General features: G+C 40.2%; 2 protein-coding genes. One reads left to right on the top strand and one right to left on the bottom strand.

What is annotated here, in order from left to right; all coding sequences use genetic code 11:
- Positions 1–9: 9 nt before the first annotated feature.
- The gene (locus IM479_RS02195; RefSeq protein ID WP_287686861.1) at positions 10–8,379 is read right to left on the bottom strand and encodes a non-ribosomal peptide synthetase; all 8,370 of its coding nucleotides are present in this window, start codon (positions 8,377–8,379) and stop codon (positions 10–12) included.
- A gap of 739 nt (positions 8,380–9,118) precedes the next feature.
- Here IM479_RS02195 and IM479_RS02190 point away from each other — a divergent pair.
- Positions 9,119–20,815 carry a type I polyketide synthase gene (locus IM479_RS02190; protein ID WP_287686859.1) on the top strand — a complete coding sequence of 3,899 codons (11,697 nt, stop codon included), beginning with the start codon at positions 9,119–9,121 and terminating at the stop codon, positions 20,813–20,815.
- The last annotated feature ends 101 nt before the right edge of the window (positions 20,816–20,916 follow it).

The raw sequence follows: 20,916 nt of genomic DNA, 5'->3' as shown, positions 1-20,916 counted from the left end.
TTCTCCTTATTAGTCAATTTCTGCCAGAATATCGTCTAATTCCTGTTGATTCAATTGCGCTACTGGAAAATCCGAGGGAGTGTAACCCCCAGCATCAGGAGATAAACAATGCTCAATCAATTTCAGCAAAGCTTCTTTATAGCTGCGTCCTAAATATTCTACCGTCGAACGTTCATAGATTAGATCGCTATAAGTCCAGTTTACTTGTAACTGTCCCTCTATAACTCTGGCCGTAATCTCTAATAAATGACTACGATGTCCCTTAAGACTGTGATTAGGCCCCTTAGACTCATCCGCTAATTTCCAATCCCCTTTTTGCAATCGTCCTTGCTCAAATTGACCTAAATAATTAAACAAAACTTCCCTGGCAGGAATTTCAGCTAATTGAGACTTAATATCAGCCTCATTACTCAAATATCGCAAAATTCCATAGTCAATTCCCTTGTGAGGAATAGCTCGTAACTGTTCCTTAATAGATTTGAGTCGCTCACCGGGGTGATTTTCGGGGGGGAGTCGCAAAACAACCGGAAAAAGACTGGTAAACCAACCTACCGTCCTCGATAGGTCAACCTCACTGAACAAATCTTCTCGTCCGTGTCCTTCTAAATCAAGGGATATGGTCAAATTTTCTGTCCATTGTGTCAAAGTTTCTGCTAAAGCTGTTAACAGAACCTCGTTAATTTGAGTGTTATAGGCAGCGGGAACCTTTTGCAAGAGGGTGCGGGTTTGTTCTTCATCTAGAGTCACCGTGACATCATTTGCCATCGCTACTGTATTGTCTTCTTTTCCACTCTCGTTATCTACAGGTAAATTTCTCGCTTCTAACCAAGGTTGAGTTAACCAATAGTCTAATAGCGCTTTCGCTTTTTCCCCTTGTCCATAATCCCTCAAGAGAAGCGCCCAATCCTGAAAAGCTATGGTTTTTGGAGGAAGTTCTACATTCTCCCCCCTTTCCAACTGTTGATAGGTCATCAATAAATCTTCTAGCAAAATTCGCCAAGATACACCATCAACTCCCAAGTGATGAATAATAATCAGTAACCGACTAGGTTGATAGGGGGCCAATTCAAATAGTACGGCCTTGATTAATAGTCCACTAGAGAGGTTTAAACTTGCTTGTTGAACTGTTGCCATTGCTAAGAGAGTTTCCCCTTGCTGAGATTGAGGAATAGAAGACAAATCAATCACCTCAAAAGGTACTTCATCCGACATTCCTTCATTGACTTGTTGCCATTGTCCTTCCTCCACAGTAAACTGTAACCGCAAAGCGTCATGATGTTCAATTAATTTTCTCAGAGATTGAGCTAACAAATCAGCTTTCAGGTGATGGGGAACTTCTAAGAGGACAGACTGATTAAAGTGGTGCATTTCAGCGCGATTTTGCTCAAAAAACCACAGTTGAATGGGAGTGAGAGGCACAATACCCGTCACTAAACCCTGTTTAGCTAATTCTGCTGTGGAATAATCGGCAACTGTAGCCAGTTCAGCAAGAGTAGGATATTCAAATATCTGTTTAGGGGTAATCTTCAACCCGGCTTGACGAGCGCGAGCGACAACCTGAATACTGAGAATAGAATCGCCCCCAACTTCAAAAAAGCGGTCATAACGACTCACTTGTTTAATGCTGAGAACATCTTGCCAAATACTAGCCAAAATCTTTTCTTTCTGAGTATGAGGGGGAACAAAATCCTGCTCAGATGTGCAAGGTATCTCAGGGATGGGTAATCTTGAACGGTCAATTTTTCCATTAGGAGTCAGAGGGAGAGCTTCTAAGGACACAAAAAGAGCCGGAATCATATACTCTGGCAACTTCTGTCCCAAGAAACGACGCAAATCCTCAGTATTTATCGGGCCATTTTCTCCTACTAGATAAGCGACTAACCTCTTATTCCGATAGGAGTCCTCCCAAACTTTCACCACCGTTTGCTTAACTTGGGGATAAGTCCCTAGAGTTGCCTCAATTTCTCCTAATTCAATGCGGAAACCCCGCAATTTTACCTGATTATCACCCCGCCCCAAAAAATCAATATTTCCCTCGGGTAAATATCGGGCTAAATCTCCTGTTTTATAGAGTTTTGCATTGGGTTCATTGCTAAACGGATTGGAGATAAATTTCTCGGCGGTTAATTCAGGTTGATTAAGATAACATCGAGCTAACCCTTCACCCCCGATATATAAATCACCAATAGTTCCTAGAGGAACCGGTTGCTTAAAAGAGTCCAGAATATAAACTTCAGTATTGGCAATAGGCCGGCCGATACTCGGTTGTCCATGGTGTCCTTTAGGCACTAAGCTAAAAGTGGAATAAGTGGTATCTTCTGAAGGACCATAGAGATTATAAACTTTCTTAATGTTTTCCTGCTGGTAAAGCTTCTGGACTAATTGATTAGACAAAGCTTCTCCGGCGAGGTTTACCGTTCGCACAGTCTCAGGTATCGCCTCAATTTCCAGGAGTTGGGCGATCGCTGTAGGTACGGCATTAATTAATGTTACCTCTTTGGCTGCACTTAAACTAGGCAAATCTAGAACATTCTGGGCCAGAATAATCTTACCCCCCACAGCCAAGGGCAAAAATAGTTCAAATACTGACAAATCAAAACAAATAGACGTAGAACCCAAAACCCCCGCTAATTCCTCACTGCTAAAGACTTCCTTGGACCAATTCAGTAAGGTTGTGGTGCTTTGATGCTCAATGACAACCCCTTTCGGTTTCCCCGTTGAACCGGAGGTATAAATCACATAAGCGGTATTACTGGAACTTACGGGTAAAGAGAGGTTTTCGGGACTTTCTAGGGCTATATTTCTTTGTTCTGCCTCTAATATCACCAGATTCCCTGGATAATTCCCTAATTTCTCGACTAATTTTTCTTGTGTTAGCAACAAGGAAACTTGGGCATCCCCTAAAATGACATTGAGGCGTTCAGTTGGATAAGCTGCATCTAAAGGTACATAAGCTCCCCCTGCTTTGAGAATGGCTAATAACCCTATAACCATCTCAGTTGTCCGTTCTAGGCAAATTCCCACCAAAGACTCCTGTTTCACCCCTTTTTTGCCTAAATAATGCCCTAATTGATTCGCTTTTTCGTTTAATTGACGGTAGGTTAATTGTTCATTTTCTGCAATAATAGCGATCGCATCAGGACTGCGCTTAACTTGCTCCTCAAACAATTGATGAATACAGTCATCTGGATAGTGAACCTCAGTATCATTCCATTCTTTCAATAATTGATGTTGTTCTTGCTCAGAAAGTAAACAACAAGTCTCATAACGTTCTAACCCTTCCGTTGCCATAGCGATGAGAGTTTTCTCGTAGTATCCTCCGATTAACTCCATCTGCTTTTCCCCTAGATAATTCCCATCATATTTAAGGGTAAGTTCTACTTCAGATGAAAGAGGATGAAGACTAAAATTAGCTAACAATGTAAAATTAGTTTGATTAAAAAACTTCCCTCCCAAGACCTCTAAATCTTGCACCCCGATGATACCTTGATAAACATGAAAATGAATAAAATTAAAAGCCGTATCAAACAAAGGTTGACCCGCAAAAGTTTTTTGTAACTCAGCCAGGGGATATCTTCGCCAAGATAAGCATTCTCTTTCAACATCAAAAGCTTGCTTAACTAAATCGCTCCAAGAACCTCCAGATAACTCTAAACGTAGGGGCAAAGTATTCAAAAATAAACCTAATATCTTTTCCCCATCGGCTACTTCTAACCGTCCATTAGAGACTAAACCTGTAACAATATCCCTCTGATTATTCAGTAAACTTAATACCCGAAAATGAGCCGCCAATAAAACACTTTTTAGGGGGACTCCAACTTGTTTACCGAGTTGTTTTAATCCCTGAGATACCTGACTAGATATGGGAACTAACCAATCCCAATCTTGATTAACTTGATTAGATTTCGACCACTGAGGAAGTTTGGTCAGCGTGACATCTCTGAGTTTTTCTTGCCAATAATTCTGGCATTCTGTCGATTGAATAGTTTTCTTTTCTAAGGCGACAAAATCCCTAAAACTGATATCTGGAGGGGGAGAAAGAGGTAAAACTTTTTTGTCGAGAAGATAGAGATACTGTTGTAACAATTCTGTGAGCAATGAGGCTACACTCCAACCATCTAAAATAGAGTGATGAAAGCTGAAAGTTAGGTTAAAGTTATCCTGATGGCGGCGATGGAGATGAAAGCGAAATAAAGGAGGACTATTCCAGTCAAAAGTGCGGATTTTTTCCCGCTCAATCCAATCATCAATAGCCGTGTCTTGTTCAGAAGGAGATAAATGGGTTAGGTCATCTAATCCTAAAGGAACATCGATTTGTCGATGAACTAATTGTAGGGGTTCCTGATATTCAAAGAGTGCGAAACTGGTTCGTAATACCGGATGCCGCTGGACAATCTCCTTAATAGCACTATGTAAAGCGGGAAAATTAAAAGTAGCACGAATATGATAGGTAAACACATCATGGTACACCGACAGATTCCCCTGATATTCACTATGAAATATCATCCCCAATTGTAGAGCAGTTAGAGGATAAGCATCCTCCACTTCCTCCGGTAAATCCCAGCGAACTTCTTGAGGAATTAAACTAAAAACTTCCGTTTTTTCAGTCCCCAAAGTATCAATTTCATAGCTAACGCAATTGGCCAATTCTTGAATGGTTTGATGTTGCAATAATTGGGGTAAGGAAAAATGAAAACCCATTTGTCGCGCCTTAGCGATCACTTGTATTGCCCGAATCGAATCCCCCCCAAGTTCAAAAAAATTATCGTGAATACCAACCTCTTCGATGCCCAAAACTTCAGCCCAAATCAGTGCTAAAATTTCCTCAAGAGGGGTACAAGGTGCTACAAAATTCTCCGAATTCCTTAAACTGTTATAGCTTGGAGAGGGTAGGGCGCGACGGTCAATTTTTCCATTATTTGTCAGAGGAATAGAATCCAATTGCACAAAGGCATGGGGTATCATGTATTCTGGGAGTTGCTTTTGCAGATAACTCCGCAGTTGGGGAATCAGTTTACTGTTTAACTTAGACCTTAAAGGGTGATTTGCATATAGTTGCCATTCAGGTTTTGCGGTGTGGGTGGGGGTAAAAGCGATGTAATTTCTACGGGAATTTTCTAGCGGAGCAAAAATCACATCGTAACAGTCCGGAGTATCAGACCTAGTTACCCAAACCGAAAGGGATAAATCCGCAGCTAAAGCCGAAAAATCTTCAGTTTCTACGGCATTTTCCGGTATAATGTCCGATTTAATCGCTTTAAATTCCTCGATTGTCCCAAAGTCTTGAGAATTGTTCAACAATTCCACAATTTTTAAAGGTCCAAACAAGCGCAAATTAGGGACACCTATCACCCTTAACCCCTCAGATGTCCCCAGTTGATTTCTCACCTCAGATAAAGTCAGCTGCTGTTCAGTCCAGTTTAATTCTTGAAGGTCGGTGCTAAAATCCACAATTGTTGCGCTTCGTAGAACAACATTGTAACGAAATTGAGTCAATTCGTTGTGGTATCGACCTCTCTCTAGATGAATCTCGACTTCAGTAATCTGAGGAAAATAGGACTGAATTGCTCTAAAAAAATCAGGGTCAATGAATAACTCATTTTCTTGCTCAATTTTCCTCTGTACAAGCTGTTTAAAATCCCTAATCGAATCTTCAGGGTTAGCCTTATAAAGTTCTACATCAGCGTGAAAAGCTGCCATGAGTTGCAAGTTTCGCACATCTCCAAGGAAAATACACCCCCCCGGAGTTAGTACCTTGATAGCTCCCTCTAAAACCCGCAATAAGTAATCTATATGGGGGAAATACTGCACAACCGAGTTAAGGATAATTGTATCGAATCCTTCTGACTCCAAACCCTCAAAATTATCGGCAGTACGGGTAAATAACCTTATTTGCTCCAGCTTTGGCCCTTCTTGATTAATTCGCTGAATATGGTCTAAGGCTACTGATGAAATATCTGTTCCCCAATAATGCTGACAATGGGGAGCAACTTGGAATAATATTAACCCGGTTCCACAACCTATTTCCAGAACTTTTTTAGGTTGTTGAGCGAGAATAACCTTCACCTTATCATCTAGCCATTCTCGCATCTGAGCAGTCGGGATAGGTTCCCCCGTGTAACTACTATTCCAGCCAACAATATTAAATATACCCTCAGAATCTGCCGATGTTTGGCTGTAAATTTGGTTATAGAGGCTTTGCCATTGCTCGATTTGCTCATCGAATAATTGCCCTTTTTCTGAAGTCGCCAAGAGTTCCCCCTCTTGAGACTGACCCACAACATAAGCAATTAGTGTTTTACTGCCGGTTTCTGTCTCCGATGCAATGACTACCGCTTGCTCAACTGCTGGATGTTCACTGAGTATAGTTTCAATTTCCCCAAGCTCAATCCGGAAACCTCGAATCTTAACTTGATGGTCAATACGCCCCAAAAACTCAATATTTCCATCCGGTAAATACCGGGCTAAATCCCCCGTTTTATATAATTTTGCCCTAATTTCTCCCCCTATTGCTCCTGCGACCTTAGCAAAAGGATTAGGGATAAATTTCTGGTCTGTTAATTCGGGACGATTGAGATATCCACGAGCTAAACCTATACCACCAATATGTAATTCTCCCACAATCCCTATAGGAACTGGTTGTAAGTGCGGATTAAGAATATAAATCTGAGTATTGGCAATTGGTTGACCAATACTCACTATCGCTTTTTCACTCCCCGGTAAACAGGGCCAGTAAGTCACATCAATCGCCGCCTCAGTCGGCCCGTAGAGGTTGTGAAGTTCACAGTTAAAATGCTCAAAAAAGCGTTGTGTTAGGTCTAATGGCAGAGCTTCCCCACTACATAAAACCCGCTTGAGAGAACTACATTCTTTTAGCTCTGTTTCTTGCAGAAACACTCGCAGCATCGAGGGGACAAAATGAAGGGTAGTAATTTGCTGCTCTTGGATCAATTGTATTAAATAGATACTATCTTTATGACCTTCTGGTTTAGCTACCACTAGGGTTGCACCGGCTAATAATGGCCAGAAGAATTCCCACACTGAAACATCAAAACTAAAAGGGGTTTTTTGTAAAATGCGATCGCTGTTAGTTAACTGATAAGTATCCTGCATCCACAACAAACGATTCCTGATACCCTGATGAGTATTCATCGCACCTTTAGGCTTACCTGTGGATCCCGAAGTATAAATAACATAGGCTAAATTTTCCCCCGCTACGCCACTGTCACAATTGTTCTGACTTTCTTGAGAAATTGCTGGCCAATCTGTATCTAAAGCAACAACAATCCCAGGGTATTCGTCCAACAATCCCCGCAGCAATTCCGTAGTAATGATCACTTTTAACCCAGTATCTTCTAATAGATAACTTAGGCGTTCTTGAGGATAATTAGGATCTAAGGGGACGTAAGCTCCTCCAGCCTTCAAAACAGCCAATAAACCTACTACCATTTCTAAGGAACGCTCCAGACAAATTCCGACTAATTCCTCTGGTTTTACTCCTAATTTTTGTAGGTAATGACCAAGTTGATTGGCTTTTTCATTTAATTCTTGATAAGTTAATTCTTGATTTTCAAAAATGACCGCCACTCTCTCAGGGTAAAGTTTGGCTTGCTCTTCAAATAGCTGATGAATCCATTGCTTTTGAGGATATTGAATGGCCGTATCATTCCAATCTATCAGCAATTGTTCTCGTTCTTTTGCCGTTAATATATCAATTTCTGACAAATCTATATCGGGATTACTCGTCACTGTTTCTAAGATTTTACGGTAATGTCCTAGCATTCTCTCGACAAAATCTCTGGGAAATTTATCTTTAATAAAAGTGACAGAAACACCACTATCATCCGCTGCTATGGCAAAAACTAATTGAAATTTATTTAAGGAAGAAATGTCGGCGCACAGGCCTTCTTTGATCACAGCAACGTCAAAAATATTCTCTAGTTCTCCTCCTCTTGCTGCCAAGGTTTTGACCAAACTATCCAGAGCATAGTTTTGATGGCGATATCCTTCTTGTAAATCTTTACGAATGATTCTTAGTAAATCTTTAAATGAACTAAAATTATGTTGATTGAATCGGCAAAATATCAGGCTATCTAATTTTTCTGTATTCAAAGCTCCTGTAGCTGTAGCAAACTCGACTTGAGCAGTATATTTAAACATTAAAACCTGGACAACAGCCAGATGAAATGCTAAATTATTAACAGAATTATTTGCCGTTAAACTGTTGATTTTTTTCTGTAAATCTGTAGAGATAACTTCAATAACGCTATCTTGCTCCCCGGTTTTATTCTGACTTACATTACCAAATAGAGTAGTTACTGGATCTATTTCTTGAAGTTGCCGAATTTGGTAATCTATTGAAACCAGATGTGCTTCCATTGCTGTTCTAACTTTGTCCCTAAATAGTAGTTGATGGCGGTATTCAGAGTCATGGGGTACAATGCTTACCCGTTCCCTGTTCCCTTAAAGCGATAATTCCCGTCTCTGACGAGTGGAATTATTGCTATATGGACTACAGGAAACCCGACTACGGCTAAGGTCGAGGTTTCTGTCGCTTCTTCAAAATTGTTCTGAGCTTCGACATCATAGCATATTAAACCGACATTCCGCACATCTTCATATACTTTTATATATCTTTACATTCCCCAAGATGTTTTGACGAAAAATCTTCATTGTAGAAACTACTCTTGTCAGCAATAAATTAGTAAAAATTATTAATTGAATATTAAGAAGTGCGGAAAGTGTGACATTTAAAGATATAGTGGCGCGAGGCCAGCAGAGCAGAGCTTAGGATGCCACACCCCACACCAGGTTATTGGAGATGTCTGTTGACAATTACTACCTCGATCAGGTATGATTGGCTGTCTGGTCGTAATAGCTGAAGAAGTGACAACGAGGTGGAAATTTAAGTGAGGTGGGGGGAAAATTTCCTCACTGTAAGCCATCAAATTAATCGACTTACCTAGTAAAAACCAAATTCCCTCGTTATCTTTCGGCGAAAGTCTCAAGCTTTTTCCCTACACCCTAACCCCGACAATCTACACCCTGTTTCACTTTCCATCTGCTTGTCACCCCGTCAGTCGCAATAATTATTCTTTTCCAAGTCGAGTCTAACACTATGGACTTTCAAGATAAAAAGAACTTATCCGAAAACGAGCAATCAATCCAAACTAGAGTTTTTAAAGCTCTTAGTGAAGCTAAAGAAAAATTAAAAGCTTTCGAGTCTCAACAAAGCGAACCCTTAGCTATCGTGGGTTTAGGTTGTCGTTTCGGTCATAATATTGCGACACCTGAATCCTTCTGGTCTTTCCTGAAAGCGGGTAAAAATCACCTCAGAGAAATACCTAATGAGCGCTGGAACCAGCAGGATTTTTATGATTCAGATCGGAATAAAGTGGGTAAAATCTATGTTTCTCAGGGGGGGTTTCTCGATGATGTCTCCCAGTTTGATGCCCATTTTTTCGGAATTGCTCCCAAGGAAGCCGTCGCTATGGATCCTCAGCAAAGGTTGCTTTTAGAGGTGGCCTATGAAGCTTTGGAAAATGCAGGAATGGCAACAACGACGGCTAGAAGGGGAAAAACAGGGGTTTTTATCGGGATTACTAACAATGACTATGCCCGTATTCTTACCTCAAATGAGGACTATAATGCCATCGGAGCCTATCATATTTCGGGTAATCATACTAATGCGGCAGCTGGGCGTATTTCTTACCTTTTAAATCTTAATGGTCCGAGTTTGGCAGTAGATACCGCTTGTTCTTCTTCCTTAGTCGCTGTTCATCTGGCTTGCCGTTCCTTACGTTCCCAAGAATGCAGACAAGCGTTAGTCGGAGGAGTGAACTTAGTTTTAACTCCAGAAGTCGTCATCGCCTTGTGCCGCAATCAGATGTTAGCCGCCGATGGCCAATGCAAAACCTTTGACGAAAGTGCCGATGGGTTTGGGATAGGCGAAGGTTGCGGAGTCATCGTCTTAAAAAGACTCAGTGACGCTCTTCAAGATGGCGATCACATTTGGGCAGTGATTCGGGGGACCGCAGTCAACAACGATGGGGCCAGTGGCGGCTTTACCGTTCCTAATGGGCCTGTGCAGAGAGAATTAATCAGAGAAGCTCTAGCTGATGCTCGTTTAGATGCCGCGGCTATCGATTATGTTGAAGCTCACGGTACAGGAACATCTTTGGGAGATCCCATCGAAATTAAAGCCATAGCCGAGGCATTATGCGTCAATCGTCGGAAATCTAACCCGTTATTAGTCGGTTCTCTCAAAACTAATTTAGGTCATCTGGCGGCGGCGGCCGGAATTTCAGGATTAATTAAAACCGCATTATCGCTACACTACCGTGAAATTCCGGCTCATCTGAATTTCAAAAAACCCAATCCTCATATTAATTGGGATGCCTTACCGATTAGTATCGTCACGCAAAATTGTCCTTGGAATGTTAACAATGGCAAGCTCAAAGCGGCTGGAGTCAGTTCTTTTGGAGCATCGGGAACCAACGCTCATGTTATTTTAAGCGAACCGCCTCAACCGCAACCCCAAAACCCGAAAATATCCCCCATTCTCGTTACTTTTTCGGCTAAAGAACCCGAACGTTTACGTCTTTTTACGACTCAATTTGTGGATTATCTTGAGCAGAAAAAAGCTCTCAACGTCAAGGACATTGCTCTATCTTTAAATACCGGTCGTTTTCCCCATAAACACCGCCTTGCTCTTTTAGTTTCTAATCAAGAGAATCTGCGCCAAGGAATTCAGGCTTTTCTCAAGAGCGATGGGGATGAAAAGCACTTTCAAAATAATAGCTTCGACATTATTTATGGAGAAGCGCAAAGCAATCCTAAAATTGCTTTTCTCTGCAATGACGAGCAAGAAATTAGTCCAGAAATCATTGAAACCCTGCTCAATAATGAGCCAGTATTTCATGATGCTTTTAGGCAGTGCGATCATCTGTTTAAAAAATATTTAGAATTTTCTCTTCAGGAATTATTGTCATCTAAAAAAGCCTTAGAGCCTCAGATTCCTTTGTCTGTACAACCGTTATTATTTGCCTATCAATATGCTCTTTGTGAACTCTGGAAATCGTGGGGAATTTCTCCTTCTGCGATTTTAGGTTCTGGATTAGGGGAATATCTCGCCACTCAACAAGCGGGAGTTTTTTCCCTTGAAGATACCGTCAAGCTGGTGGCGAAACGCGCTCAAATTAGCCCACAAAACCCCAACTCAGAAGACCTTTTATCCTTGCTCAAAAGCACCCCAGAAGTCGATTCTAACTCTCCCGATATTACCCTAATTTATCAGGGTGAAGTTGTGAAAAAATCTCTCACAAATTCAGTTAATAGAGGGGAAAGGATTAGGCAGAAATCCGACGAAATCGCCCAGGGAATTTCTACTTTGCATCAAATGGGATATCAAATCTTCCTAGAAATGGGAATTAGTGCCAATCTCATTAATATAGGTCGTCAAAAGTTAGGGGTAAATTCAATTCTATGGTTATCTAGTTTAGGGGAAGATTGTCATAGTGATCAGCATGAGCAAAGGGTGCTAGGTCAACTCTATGTACGAGGATTTAATATTAACTGGGAAGCCTTTCATCGCTCACATCTGGGGCAAAAAATTAGTTTACCTAATTCGCCTTTTGTCCGCAAACGCTACTGGATAAATTCTGGCAATAAATCAGAGTCTTCTAGCTATAAAAACCCTAATTATTACTCTGGACATCCCTTACTAGGCGATCATTTTCCTTCTCCCTTAGCTCTCCTTCAATATCGAGGCAATATTAGTCAACATAAACCTGCATTTTTAAGAGAACATCAGGTTTTTGATCAGGCCATATTGCCAGCATCTGCCTTGATAGAAATGGCTTTAGCTGCCGGGGAGAATCAAAAAGTTATTTTAGAAAATGTTGAATTTAAGAAGGCATTAATTTTAAAAGATACGGAAGACACATTACAGTTAATCATTGAGCAAAAAAGCTTTAAAATTTACCATGCACTTGAGCCAAATTGGGAAATATTAGTTACTGGAAAAATTGATGAATTGAAATCAACTAATTTAACCCATTGTCATTTAGAAGAAATCGCCAAAAATTGTTCTGAAGAAGTCGATATCAACTCCTTTTATGAAACTTATAAAAAATCAGGGATAAATTACGGGAGTAACTTTCGGCTCATTCATCAACTGAAGCGGGGGGAAAATACAGCTTTTGCTCAAATCAAATTAACCGATAGGTTAGAGCGGGAAAAATATCATTTTCATCCGGCTATGTTAGACGCTTGTTTTCAAGGGATTGCTGCCATTTTATTTAAAGAAGAATCCTCAGTAACTTATGTTCCTGTTCGCCTTGGGCAATTGGCATTTTTCCACCCTCCTGATGAGCAGGTAATCAGCGCGGTTCGACTGAAAAACTCCTCCCCTAACCCTAACATTATTATCGCTGATATTGATATCTATTCCCCCCAAGGTCAACCCTTGGCATCCCTCATCAACTTAGAACTAAAAGCCGTTCAATCTCAAGAGATTATCCCCCAAGAAATACCCCCTCAAATCTATCTAGAAGAATGGATGCCTTGCGAGGAATTATTAGGGAATGGTAGAGACACTTTAGTAGCTCCCCAGGTGATTAAAAATCAAATTCACCCCGCACATTTAGAACAACAACTAGGGGAAAAATTGGGGCAATATGAGAGCTTAATGGAGGCCTTGGAAAAGTTAAGCGTAACCTATATTTGGGAAGCCTTAACAAAACTTAATGGACAGCCAAAATTAGGTCAAACTTATTCCGAAGCACAGATAGCAAATCAAGGTCAAATTGTCGATTTTTACCGACCTTTATTATCTCGATGTTTAAGTATTTTAGCTGAAGAAAAAATCGTTAATCAGACAAAAGATGGCTGGTTATTCGTCAAAGAATTAGAAGCACCTTCATCGCCATCGCAAATTAAAATTCTCCGCCAAGAATTTGCCGATTATCCAGCAGAAATTAGTCTAATGGAGCGTTGTGGCTCTGCTTTGGCAGCAGTCATGAGTCGTCAAGTTGAGCCATTAGAATTACTCTTTCCTCAAGGGGATTTAGAAGCGATCGCAGCAATTTATTCGGAAGCTGCCGGAGCTAAATTGATGAATCAGTTAGTCGCCACCACAATCAGCCGTGCTATTGCGAATTTCCCCCCCTATTATCCCCTAAGAATTCTCGAAATTGGGGGAGGAACAGGAGCCGTTACTGCTGGCATTTTACCTCACTTATCGACAGAACATATCGAATATGTATTCACCGATATTTCCTCTAGTTTCTTAACAAGAGCCAAGGAAAATTTTAGAAACTATCCCTTTATTAAATATCAAACTTTAGACATTGAAAAAAATCCCTTTACTCAAGATTTTCTCCCCGGCAGTTTTGACATAATCATCGCCGCTAATGTTCTTCATGCCACAGCCAACCTTCAAAAAACCCTTGAAAATGTGCGCTCTCTCATCGCTCCTAAGGGACGACTAATCCTCTTAGAAAGTACCGGGGCAAGACGTTGGGTAGATTTAACCTTTGGCTTGACAGAAGGATGGTGGTTATGTAGTCAAGATCTGCGGCGGAATGGTTATCCGTTAATCAGCACAAAAGATTGGCAAAATTTACTGATTGAGAATCAATTTGAAGACATTAATATTATCGAACCAAGCCAAGCAAAAACCCGAAATTTATTAAAACAAAGTGTCATCATTAGTCGAAGCAGTGAGCAATTACCTTCTCTTCCGGCAAAATCTTACTATCATCAAATAATCTGGGCAGATAGTCAAGGAATTGCTAACGGTTTAATCCCTCTATTCCAACAGAGAGGAATAAGTTGTTCTTGCGTCTTCTCCAAAGATATTAACCCGGAGATGGCTGAAGATTACCTATCAATATTGAGAAACTCGATAACTTCAGAAACTCGTCAAATACTGTACTTCTGGGGCTTAGAAAAAATCCCTGGAGAAATTGATCAACAAGTCGAGATTCATTGTCAACGATTTCTCTTTTTCTTACAAGCCTTATTGCAGCAAGAAAATCCGCCGGCTCTGATTTTAGTGACTCAAGGAGCAGTACCAGCAAAAGCCATTAAAACCCTGACCTCTCCCTCTCAAGCATCCTTATTAGGAATAGCCTTCAGCCTAGTCTTAGAACATCCTGAACTTAATTTCAAGGCAATTGACCTAGATCCAGATGAAGTAAACTCAGCCGACAAACTGCTGCAAGAAATCTACAGTAATCCCCAAGAAAACCGGGTTGCTTTGCGGGGGGAACAGCGTTTTTATCCCCGTTTAGTGCAGAGAAAACTTGAAGATGGAAATATCAATTTTAGTCCTGATGGCTATTATTTAATCACAGGAGGCACAGGGGGGTTAGGATTAGCAACAACCCGATGGATGATTGAAAAAGGGGCGCGGAATCTAGTTTTGTGTAGTCGTCGAGGGGCAGAAGGAATTAGCCCTGAAATATTAGCCAATCTCTCCTCTAGTGGGGCAGAAATTACCATCAAAAAACTTGATATTACTGATGCTGAAAAAATGCACACTGTCTTAGAAGAATGCCGTTCTAAATATCCTGTGCGGGGCGTTTTTCACATTGCTGGAACCTTAGACGATACAACCTTATTAAGACTAACACCAGAGCGCTTTAATTATGTTTTAGCTCCCAAAGTTAAAGGAACTTGGTTGCTTCATCAACTCACCCTAAATGACCCATTAGAATTCTTTGTCTGTTATACTTCTGCTGTATCTTTAATTGGCTCAGCTGGACAAGCTAATGCTGCGGCAGCTAATGCCTTTGAAGACGCTTTTATCTATTATCGTCAGGCGCATCATTTACCCGGAACGGTCATAAATTGGGGTCCTTGGAGCGAAATAGGTGCAGCAGTAGATCGCAATGTTTTGGAGAGATTAGCCGCTAAAGGATATGCGGCTATGAAACCAGATTTAGCCCTTAATGCTCTGGAAAAAATTCTCCTAAATCAGATTATTCGCGCTGGTGTAATTAAGATTGACTGGCAACAATTTCCTTATATTCATCAAAGCTTTTATAAAAACTTTCTGCCTCAAGGAAAACCCCAAGCTGCCCCCTCATCTGAGTTTTTAAAACAATGGCAAAATTTAACCTTAAAAGAGCGTCCTAATTGGCTAACCAATCATATCATTATGCGTGTTTCTAATGTCTTAGGACACTCAAATGATGAAACTTTTTCCCCTCAACAAGGCTTTTTTGATTTGGGGATGGACTCTCTCACTTCTACAGAGTTACGAAATCTGTTACAAACTGACTTTAATTGTTCTCTCCCTTCGACGATTACTTTTCGTTTTCCGAATGTTGAAGCCTTAGCTAATTATTTACAGCGAGAAGTTCTAGATAATTCTCAACCGGTATTTACCCCTCAAATAAAAGCAGAAATTTCTCAAAAACAGTCAGAAAAATCACAACTCGATGATGATCCTATTGTTATTGTCGGCATGGCTTGTCGATTCCCCGGCGGTGCTAAGAATTTACAATCTTTCTGGGAACTTTTAGAACAGGGAAAAGATGCTATAACAGAAATTCCTCAAGATCGCTGGGATCAGGAAACATGGTATGATCCTAATCCCGATGTCCCTGGCAAAATATACGCTCCTTACGGTGCATTTCTAGAACAAATTGAGGAATTTGATGGAGAATTTTTTGGCATTATTCCTAGAGAATCTGTCGCTATGGATCCTCAGCAGCGTTTACTCTTGGAAACTACTTGGCAAGCTTTAGAATCTGCTGGACAAAATCCCCAAAAATTACGCAACAGTCAGACGGGAGTTTTTATCGGTTGCATGACGCAAGATTATGCCCAATTAAGTTATTCTCCTCAAGCCATTAATGCTTATACTGGTTCGGGAACTTCTGTTAGTATGGCGGCGGGTCGTCTTTCTTATGTCCTTGGTTTACAGGGTCCATCAATGACTATTGACACCGCTTGTTCCTCCTCATTAGTAGCGATTCATTTAGCTTATAATGCCTTACTTAATGGTGAGTGCGATCTGGCTTTAGCCGGAGGGGTTAATATTATTTTAACTCCCATTATTTCTTTAATCGAAAGTCGCGCCCATATGCTTGCCCCTGATGGACATTGCAAAACCTTTGATGAGAGCGCAAATGGCATGGTGCGAGGAGAAGGCTGTGGAATAGTTGTTCTGAAAAGATTGAGCCAAGCGGTTAAGAATGGAGACCAAATTTTGGCGAAAATTTATGGCACAGCCGTCAATCATGATGGTCCAAGTAGTGGGCTAACCGTTCCTAATGGTCAAGCTCAAGAAAAATTATTATATCAAGCCCTTAAACGTGCTAATCTCAAGCCTGAACAAATCGATTATATCGAAGCTCACGGCACTGGAACAGCCCTTGGTGATCCGATTGAATTAGAAAGTATGTCCGCCGTTTTTGGTCAACGCTCCCCTAATCGGCCTTTAATTATTGGTTCAGTAAAAACGAATTTAGGCCATTTAGAAGGTGCTGCCGGAATTGCCGGATTAATTAAAACCGTTCTAGCGTTACAACACCATAAAATACCTCCTCATCTTCACTTTAAAAATCCTAATCACCGCTTTGATTGGAGTTCTCATATTTTTGAAGTTCCTGTACAAGGAAAACCTTGGAATATCAGCGAACGTACAAGGATTGCTGGAGTAAGTTCCTTTGGATTTAGTGGAACGAATGCTCATATCATTGTTGGGGAAATTGACGCTGATTTACCTCAACCTTCGGAGAATAATTTTTATCTATTACCCCTTTCGGCTCGCTCTGAAAAATCGCTGCAAGAGTTAGCGAGAAATTATCAAGATATTTTGACTGAGTCTATCAATTTAGCTGATGTTTGTTTTACCGCCAGTACAGGGCGGGGGATTTTTCCGCAACGAATCTGTATTTTAGCAGACTCAATAACCACGGCACAACGAGCATTAATTGATTACCAAGATGGTGAAAATTCTGACTCATTAATCCGACCGATTTTATCAGAGACTCCGCCAAAGATAGCTTTCCTCTTTTCTGGACAAGGCTCTCAATATTCTGGCATGGGAGAAACCCTTTATAACCGAGAAGTTGTTTTCAAGGAAACATTAGATCTTTGTGCTCAAATTCTAGAACCCCTTTTAGAAAAATCTCTCTTAGATTTAATCTTTCAGGAGCAAAATAGTGAGTTATTAGAGGAAACCCAAATCACTCAGCCGGTGATTTTTTCCCTTGAATATGCACTTGCCAAATTATGGCAATCTTGGGGAATACAACCTTCAGCCCTTTTAGGACATAGTATCGGGGAATATGTGGCGGCTTGTTGGGCAGGAGTCTTTTCTTTAGAAGATGCCTTAAAATTAGTGACTCAACGGGGTAAATTAATGGGAAAATTGCCCCACAATGGCAGTATGTCCGCTATTTATGCTGATTATGAGACGGTAGCAAACGCTCTAACTTCTTATGAAAATCAAGTTAATATTGCTTCAGCCAATGGCTCAATTACCGTCATTTCTGGATTTAAAGAGATTGTTGAGCAACTGGAAAAAAACTTTATTGATCAAGGGCATAAAACTAAACGTTTAGCGGTATCTCATGCTTTTCATTCTCCTTTAATGCAGCCCATTCTTGATGATTTTTCCCAGGTCTTAAAAACAATTTCTTTTCATGAACCTAGCTTAACGATTATTAGTAATCTGACAGGGAAAGCTGTAGGTTCAGAAATTACAACTCCTGATTATTGGGTAGATCATCTGCGTAGTACTGTACAGTTTAGTCAAGGATTTCAGTCTTTAATTGATCAGGGTTATCGTTGTTTTCTAGAAGTCGGTTCTAAGCCTGTATTACTGAGTATGGCTCGCCTTATTTCTGCCAACCAGGATCTATTATGGTTGCCTAGTATTGTACCCGGGCAGGATGAACAGGCACAAATGTATAGAAGTTTAGCAACACTTTTTGTTAATGGTTATTCTGTAGACTGGACTACAGTATTTAAACAAGGTAAGCGGATTATTTTACCGACTTATCCCTTTCAAAGAGAACGGTATTGGCTATCTAATTCGGAATTTTCTCTAGGGCAAATCAAGACTCAGTTACATCCTTTTATTAAAGATTTTAAAAAGTTAGCAACGGGAGACATGATCTTTGAAGGCGAGGTGAGTTATCTTAACCCTAGTTATTTAGAAGAACATCAGGTATTTGATAACATTGTATTTCCAGCTACTGGTTTTATTGAAGCTATTTTAGCCGCAAGTCAGAAAATATTTAATGGGCATTTTGTCACCCTTCAAAATGTCTCTATTCATCAGGGATTACTCTTATCTCCAACTCCCTTAATAGTCCAAATAATTTTTAGACCTAAAAAATCATCTCAACTGATTTATACTTTTGAGATATTTAGCAGTGATTCTGCACAAGAAAAATGGGTTCTTCATGTTACAGGTGAAGTCAAACCTAAGGATATACAAAGCTTGGCTGCCTCAGAATTAACCCAAACTAAATTAGAAAGAGAAACCCCTAAAGAATCAATTTCTATTCGTGAATTCTATGAACTTTATCAGCAGATGGGGATCAGGTATGGGGAGCAGTTCCAAGCGATTCAAGAGTTATATTCTTTCAAAAAAGGCTCTCAAGCTAAAATTAGTATTAACCCTAGTTTAGCGGATCGGCGTTATCATTTTCATCCAGTTCTTTTGGATGCTTGCTTACAAAGTATTGGGGCAGCTTTCCCCGAAATTCATGGTCAAGAATTGCATCTACCTTATGGATTCTCTTCCTTGGAAATATTCCTAAATCCAACTTCGCAAGTTTGGACGGAAGTTCAGGTCATCTCAGATACTAATGGTGAAATGAGAGTAAATGTTAATATTTATGATGAACAAGGACAGCTTTGCGCTCGCTTTACTGACTTAACAGCACGGCGCATAAATCCGGCTATTTTACAGAGTTTATGGCAAGAAAAGTCGAACGATTGCTTTTATAAAGTGGAATGGAAAAAACTTCCATCAATGCCAACTGTTGCCGTTGATCCTCAAAATTCTTGGTTAGTCTTGGTTCGTCCAGAAACAGACTTAAATTCCCTAATTAATTTATATAAAAGGGCAGGAGAAAAAGTAATTACTGTAGAAATGGGACAGAATTATCAATGTAATTCTCAAGATTCTTTTGTCATCAATCCGGCTCAGAAATCTGATTTTCAGCGTCTCTATCAAGAAGCTTATCCATCGGGAGAATTTCCGACTGGCGTTGTTTTTTCTTGGGAATCTTCAGAAGCTGAAGACGTGCTAGATACAGTATATCAGAGTTCTCATGCCGTCTTAAATTTAGTGCAAACCCTCACTAATAACTGGGAGAAATTACCTCATTTATGGCTGATTACTCGCGGGGCTAATAAAATTATCAATGATACGGCTTTATATCCTCAACAGTCCCATTTATGGGGATTAGGAGCAGTCATTAATCAAGAGTATCCTAAAATGGGTTGTGTTTGTTTAGATTTACCAATCCATAAAGAAGCTAATGAAGCTGAACTTTTATTCAATGAATTAAAGTGTTTCCCCCATGAATTCCGTTTGGCTTTACGTCAAGGAAACCGCTACGCAGCCAGGTTAGTTTCTGCATCTCTTCCTAGCTCAGAAAAACGACATTTTATTAATCAGTCAGGGGTTTATTTAATCACGGGAGGGGGAGGAAAACTGGGCGGATTAGTGGCTCAATGGTTATCAGAAATGGGAGCAAGTCACTTAGTTTTGTGTAGTCGCCATGTTAAATTTTCAACAGAATTGATAGCCCCATTAGTGGAGAAAGGAACAAAAGTAACCTTGATTGAAGCTGATATTACTTCCCCCACAGATATGAAAAATTTATTCTCTCGTTTTGGGGCAGACTTGCCCGTCTTACGAGGAATAATTCACGCAGCAGCAGTCTTAGAAGATGGGCTGATCAGTAATCAAAGTTGGCAAAAATATCAAAAGGTAATGAGTCCAAAAGTAGCAGGAACTTTATTATTAGATCGTTATACTCGCTCTCTATCTTTAGACTTTTTTGTGAGCTTTTCTTCTGCGGCTGTCATCCTTGGTTCACCGGGTCAAAGTAATTATGCTGCGGCTAATGCTTTCATGGATGCTCTAATGCAGCAACGGCAAAGTTTAGGATTACCTGGTATTAGTATTAATTGGGGAGCTTGGGAGACGGGCAACCAAATTGATCAACAACGTTTCGCTAATTGGGGTTTGCAGATGATGCCTTCTGAGCAAGCGTTTCAATATCTCAATCAGGTAATTTTAGATGATATTACTCAAGGGATAGTTCTCGATATTAATTGGTCGATTTTTAACCAAACTTTCAATATTAATCAACCCTTCTTTAGCGAGGTATTAACCCTAAAAAATCAAAAACAAACAAGTCCAGCAAAACTATTAGAACGATTAAAATCTGTCTCTATAGACGAACGAATAAACGCTTTATTAGAAGGACTGGAGAAAATATTAAGAGAAGTGACTGGGTTAAATGGGAACAAAGTTATTCCTCAACAAACATCATTCTTAGACTTAGGTTTAAACTCTCTAATGGTCATAGAATTTAAAAATCGCTTAGAAACAGATTTAGGGTGTAAATTGCCATCTTCGATCATTTTCGATTATCCTAATCTTCTCAGCTTAAGTACCTACTTACGGGAACAAATTCTAGCCAATCATCTCGATTTTGAGATTAAAATAAATCCAATTCCTGACAATCATAGTCCCTATGACAGCCTCAGTGAAGACGAACTGGCAAGATTACTTAATCAAAAATTAACGGAGCTTGATCAATATGGAGGTTAAATTTTAAAAATAATGTTTCAAAAGGCATGAGATGTGGTAGGCTAAGTAGATGAACATGAGTAAGCTTAACTCTGTGGGGTTAAACTTTTGTTTATATTCAC

The sequence above is a fragment of the Microcystis sp. M165S2 genome (assembly GCF_020245885.1).
Taxonomy (GTDB): Bacteria; Cyanobacteriota; Cyanobacteriia; order Cyanobacteriales; family Microcystaceae; genus Microcystis.
This window is presented reverse-complemented; position numbering and strand designations above follow the sequence as displayed.

Coding starts and splice junctions, on each gene's coding strand:
- IM479_RS02195 (WP_287686861.1), bottom strand. CDS start 8,379: ATGGAAGCACATCTGGTTTCAATAGATTACCAAATTCGGCAACTTCAA.
- IM479_RS02190 (WP_287686859.1), top strand. CDS start 9,119: ATGGACTTTCAAGATAAAAAGAACTTATCCGAAAACGAGCAATCAATC.